This is a genomic window from Microcoleus asticus IPMA8, assembly GCF_013179805.1.
In the GTDB taxonomy this organism is placed as follows: Bacteria; Cyanobacteriota; Cyanobacteriia; order Cyanobacteriales; family Microcoleaceae; genus Microcoleus; species Microcoleus asticus.
In genome coordinates, this window is sequence record NZ_SRRZ01000242.1 from 1 (window position 1) to 3909 (window position 3909).

Below are 3909 nucleotides of genomic sequence, written 5' to 3' on the forward strand. Positions count from 1 at the left end.
GGAACTTGTTTTTAATTGCTGAAATCACCAGTTTATAGGATTCGTATGTCTATTTTCAGAATCCTATCAAATAAGCATTCAACACTTCTGATACCAATCTTTTCCGTTACTTACTCCCTGATTGACAGCATCAGCTACTGTCAAAATAGGTTTTCCTGCCCAGACGTTATCGGCAAGCTGTGTTCGTAAATAATCAAATTGACTCATTGTTTTGTCCTAAATTTTAGCTCATTTTAACATACCAAATTCGGACATTTTATTAATTAATAATGCCCGAACTGGCGCTAGTTTCAACTAACTTTTAGCTCTCAAGGATTGACAATCTGTTCCTTGGCAAGTCGATCGCACTCACTCAACTCAGAAGTTGAATTCCGGGACAACCACAGCCAGGTAATGTCGTGAACTTCTGCTAATTTGTCGAGTTCTTCCCACAAATCCTGGTTGGCATTACGGTTCCAACTTTTGGTCATAGTATGAATGACGTAAGTTGAATCCGAAAATAGCGTAACCGTGCAAGGCTTTTTGAGAGCTTTCAACCCTTCGATCGCTGCTGTTAATTCCATGCGATTATTAGTAGTGGTTGTGTCAGCTTTACCACTAATTGCTTTTTTATTTGGCTTACCTGGAACTGTGAGAATTGCAGCCCAGCCACCGGGTCCTGGATTTCCTGAGCAAGCACCATCGCAATGAATGTTGACTACAGGTTTTGTTTGAGTTTCTGTTGAATTTTGTACGGCAACCATAAGACTTTCACAAAAATAGACATCAAAACCCCCTAGCGAAGCAGTTTATTTATGAACAGTTGTTACTTATAGTTTGGTATAATATAGCAAATAAACTACAGAATTAGTATGTCAGAATACACAGATTTATTGAGAGAATATGCACGTTTATCAGTCGCCAATTCTAAATTATCGATCGACAACTCGCAACTGTTAGTAGAAAATTTACAGATAAAGGCAGAAAGCATGAGGCTAGCCCAACAGTTAGAACACATGAAGAATCTAACCAAGGAAATGTATTATGAGTTTAGGCTCGATCGACCCAATGGAAACTTGAAAGAAAATAATAGAGAATCCCTGGAACTGAGCGCTGGCCGGACTCTCTATGTTGTTCAGTATCTCGATACTAAAGGCAATTCATTCATATCCACTGAAGGATTTACGTCGGAAGGTGACATAGCTCCAAAACTCTTTTACTTTGGATATGCTGTCTTCTTCTTGGTAGAAACGTTATTTCAACAAGGTTTTGCTACTTTACCTGACAGATTTTTAAGAATTCTTAGCCGAAATCCAAAATTCTTGAAATATGTCCTTAAGGAATTTCAGCGGGTTTTGTCATTGTAGAAAACCTTAGCTACAGAATTGAGTTTAATTACAATCTATTCTTGGTCTATTTGTGTGTGGATAGACAAATACTGCAACAATTCCTTGAGTAAGAAGACGACCCGTTTCAAAGGGACAATCAACTTTTTTAGGGACAATGTTGTTATCACGTACCCAATCCCAAAAATCAATTGCCACACCATTCTCTATTTTGGGAAATAGAGGCATAGCTACACCATTATGTTTAGCAACCCCCTCCCAAGCATGATATGGCATTTTGAAGTAGAATTCTGTGCCTTCGACAGAGGTAGGATAATAAATTTTTCCTACTAACGCTCCTTTGTCAAATCTGATATAATCTCCACAGATTAAAGCGTTATCGCACTCCCAAACTGCTGCTCTGGTAATTGGAGTTCCGTCTGTCGTAAAAAGACCCATCCAATTAGCATTAGCAAATCTCGAAATATTATTTTTAAACTTTTTTTCGTCGTTAAGGTCAACATTCTGGATATCAACACAGAAAACTGTCTCTGCTTCTGCATATAGTCGATCGAGTTCTGTCTGAGCCAAGTATCTTTCGCTGTGGTCGGTATCATTCAGATGATCCGCCACATAAGCAGCAAGGATGTAGGCATTGCTGATTACTACCCTTTCTGTTTCTTCAATTAACAAAACATCCGTGTCAGACGTACCGATCGCATACATCCCCTGAGAGTAGTCAGGATGGCTGCATTTCCGATGGTAAATCTTCCACTTTTTGGTCACAGGCGGGTTAATGACTTCGATCGTGATTCCTTCAGGAATATTTGGATCGTCTGGTTTTCCACCAGACAACAGCCACGGTAAAATAATTCGATTATCACCCTTTGGTTGATATTGAGCATCATCTGAATCATAGTCACCGTAAGTTTCGACTAACTTATGGATGAATTTTTGAGTAATTTCATCATTGGTTTGTGCATAGCTAAAATTGGAATTTTCTAGGATTGACATTCCATTTTTACAAACTTCCCACGCATCAAGGATTTTGGCATGAACAGAAATTAGCCGATGTTGCTTGTTCTTGCCTCGATCGAGTTCTAGGTAAACGCCATGACCGTCACTCTGTTGTGACTTGTCGATGATGCACTGAAGATTGAGTGTTCGACCCTGACTCATTTCCAAAAATAATCTTTCTTTTGGCTTCATCTTGCCTCTATTTTTACCCATGAGTTTTATCCTAAAAGTAAGTGAGCTAGAAATTGAAGGCGCATTAATGGAACCGTAGCTTGCGGAACACAAATTGATAAACCTGCCAAAGTGATTGCTTCTGCCCTTCCAGGGGTTCTTGGTTCTACTCCTGGGTTTGTTGGTGGGGGATTGAATTTCCACCAGTGGTCATAATGCAGTCCAGCCAAGTAAGGGGGAATCCCATTAACCACAGGCAAACTTCTGGATTTAACTTTTGGGTGCTTGGTAAACGATTTTGCGATCGCAAGGTGCTTTCCAACTTGGTCAGACCAGCCCTGCCACCCTTTCCGTTGCTTGAGCTGTAGGTCGTGCAGGTGGGCAATGATAAAGCATCTTTGCCTCTCGTGAGGCGCACCGCACTCCGACGCGCTGATAATTTCAACTTCTGCTTCAAATCCAGCCATTTGCAAGGCTCCCAAGATTGTTCGCAAGCCTCTATGAATGACTCCTTTTGGGTTTTCAATGATAACAAAATCTGGTTGGGCTTCAACGATGACTCTGTACATTTCCCACCACAATCCTGACTCAGAGCCTGCCAATCCTTCTTTCTTTCCTGCGTTGGATGTGTTTGTGCAAGGAAATCCGCCAATGACGATCGTAGGAAAGCCGATTTGTCTGAGTTTGGGTGGATGATATGTTCTGATGTCTGACCAGATGGGGATATTAGGAAAGTGGGATTGCAGGACTTTTTGAGCATAAGGATTAATTTCGACAAATTCAAATGTTTGATATCGCTCGCCAAAAACTAATTTTGCTGCTAACTCAAATCCTCCAATCCCTGAAAATAAACTAATTGCTTGCATAGCTGATTATGCCCAATCCCAGTAAGTTCCTTTAGCTCTGGTTTTTTGCCGAATAGCTCCTTGTATTGCACGGTCACTTAGACCTAAGTTTATTGATGCTTCTTTTGCACTTGGATAAACTTCTCCTGTATCAAGCCTTCTGACAGGCTTTGAGGATCTCTCTTTGCTATGTTGAGCCATGTGGTCAACATGACGCATAACAGCAAGATTATCTATCCTATTATCAGTTCGATCGCCGTTAATGTGATGAACAACTTCATTATCTGGATGACCAATTTTATAAAAAGTTAACTGTCTGCCCAAATGTTTTTCCATCACTAAAATGTGTTCAAAAACGTAGTTGTTTCTTGCTCTGGGATGTTCTGGAGAATAAAGGCGAATGTAGCCTTTGTCACAAGTTTTACCTCCTTTCCAATTAGGGTTATTAGTCCCTTGCTGCGAAAACCGAGGTACTTTTTCAGTAATTGCTCAACTAGGGGAAAAAAGGGAGCCATGAATAGAGAGGGCTTGTTGAATAGCTTGATAAGCAGTTAAGCCCTGCCTTTTACCCG

Annotated in this window: 6 protein-coding genes; 1 reads left to right on the top strand and 5 read right to left on the bottom strand. The window is 40.5% G+C overall.

The window, feature by feature from the left end:
* Nucleotides 1-78: 78 nt before the first annotated feature.
* On the bottom strand, nucleotides 79-207 hold the full coding sequence (locus E5S67_RS34300; RefSeq protein ID WP_281363608.1) for a hypothetical protein: 129 nt from the start codon (nucleotides 205-207) through the stop codon (nucleotides 79-81).
* 101 nt (nucleotides 208-308) lie between these two features.
* On the bottom strand, nucleotides 309-743 hold the full coding sequence (locus tag E5S67_RS31305; RefSeq protein ID WP_172193282.1) for an RNase H family protein: 435 nt from the start codon (nucleotides 741-743) through the stop codon (nucleotides 309-311).
* 108 nt (nucleotides 744-851) lie between these two features.
* Here E5S67_RS31305 and E5S67_RS31310 point away from each other — a divergent pair, with 108 nt between their 5' ends.
* The gene (locus tag E5S67_RS31310) at nucleotides 852-1346 is read left to right on the top strand and encodes a hypothetical protein (protein WP_172193284.1); all 495 of its coding nucleotides are present in this window, start codon (nucleotides 852-854) and stop codon (nucleotides 1344-1346) included.
* A 24-nt stretch (nucleotides 1347-1370) separates the two neighbouring features.
* On the opposite strand, the gene E5S67_RS31315 is transcribed toward E5S67_RS31310, so the two are convergent.
* Genes E5S67_RS31315 through E5S67_RS31325 form a run of 3 tightly spaced genes read right to left on the bottom strand, consistent with a single transcriptional unit; the run spans nucleotide 1371 to nucleotide 3673 of the window.
* The gene (locus E5S67_RS31315) at nucleotides 1371-2534 is read right to left on the bottom strand and encodes a hypothetical protein (protein ID WP_216670837.1); all 1164 of its coding nucleotides are present in this window, start codon (nucleotides 2532-2534) and stop codon (nucleotides 1371-1373) included.
* Between the two features lie 5 nt (nucleotides 2535-2539).
* Nucleotides 2540-3358: a DNA cytosine methyltransferase gene (locus E5S67_RS31320; RefSeq protein WP_172193288.1), complete on the bottom strand. Its 819-nt coding sequence runs from the start codon at nucleotides 3356-3358 to the stop codon at nucleotides 2540-2542.
* Nucleotides 3359-3364: 6 nt separating this feature from the next.
* Nucleotides 3365-3673 carry an HNH endonuclease signature motif containing protein gene (locus E5S67_RS31325; RefSeq protein WP_172193290.1) on the bottom strand — a complete coding sequence of 103 codons (309 nt, stop codon included), beginning with the start codon at nucleotides 3671-3673 and terminating at the stop codon, nucleotides 3365-3367.
* Between the last annotated feature and the right edge of the window lie 236 nt (nucleotides 3674-3909).

Excerpts from the sequence above, each read along its gene's own strand:
- E5S67_RS34300 (WP_281363608.1), bottom strand. The coding sequence starts at position 207 with ATGAGTCAATTTGATTATTTACGAACACAGCTTGCCGATAACGTCTGG.
- E5S67_RS31305 (WP_172193282.1), bottom strand. The coding sequence starts at position 743 with ATGGTTGCCGTACAAAATTCAACAGAAACTCAAACAAAACCTGTAGTC.
- E5S67_RS31310 (WP_172193284.1), top strand. The coding sequence starts at position 852 with ATGTCAGAATACACAGATTTATTGAGAGAATATGCACGTTTATCAGTC.
- E5S67_RS31315 (WP_216670837.1), bottom strand. The coding sequence starts at position 2,534 with ATGGGTAAAAATAGAGGCAAGATGAAGCCAAAAGAAAGATTATTTTTG.
- E5S67_RS31320 (WP_172193288.1), bottom strand. The coding sequence starts at position 3,358 with ATGCAAGCAATTAGTTTATTTTCAGGGATTGGAGGATTTGAGTTAGCA.
- E5S67_RS31325 (WP_172193290.1), bottom strand. The coding sequence starts at position 3,673 with ATGGAAAAACATTTGGGCAGACAGTTAACTTTTTATAAAATTGGTCAT.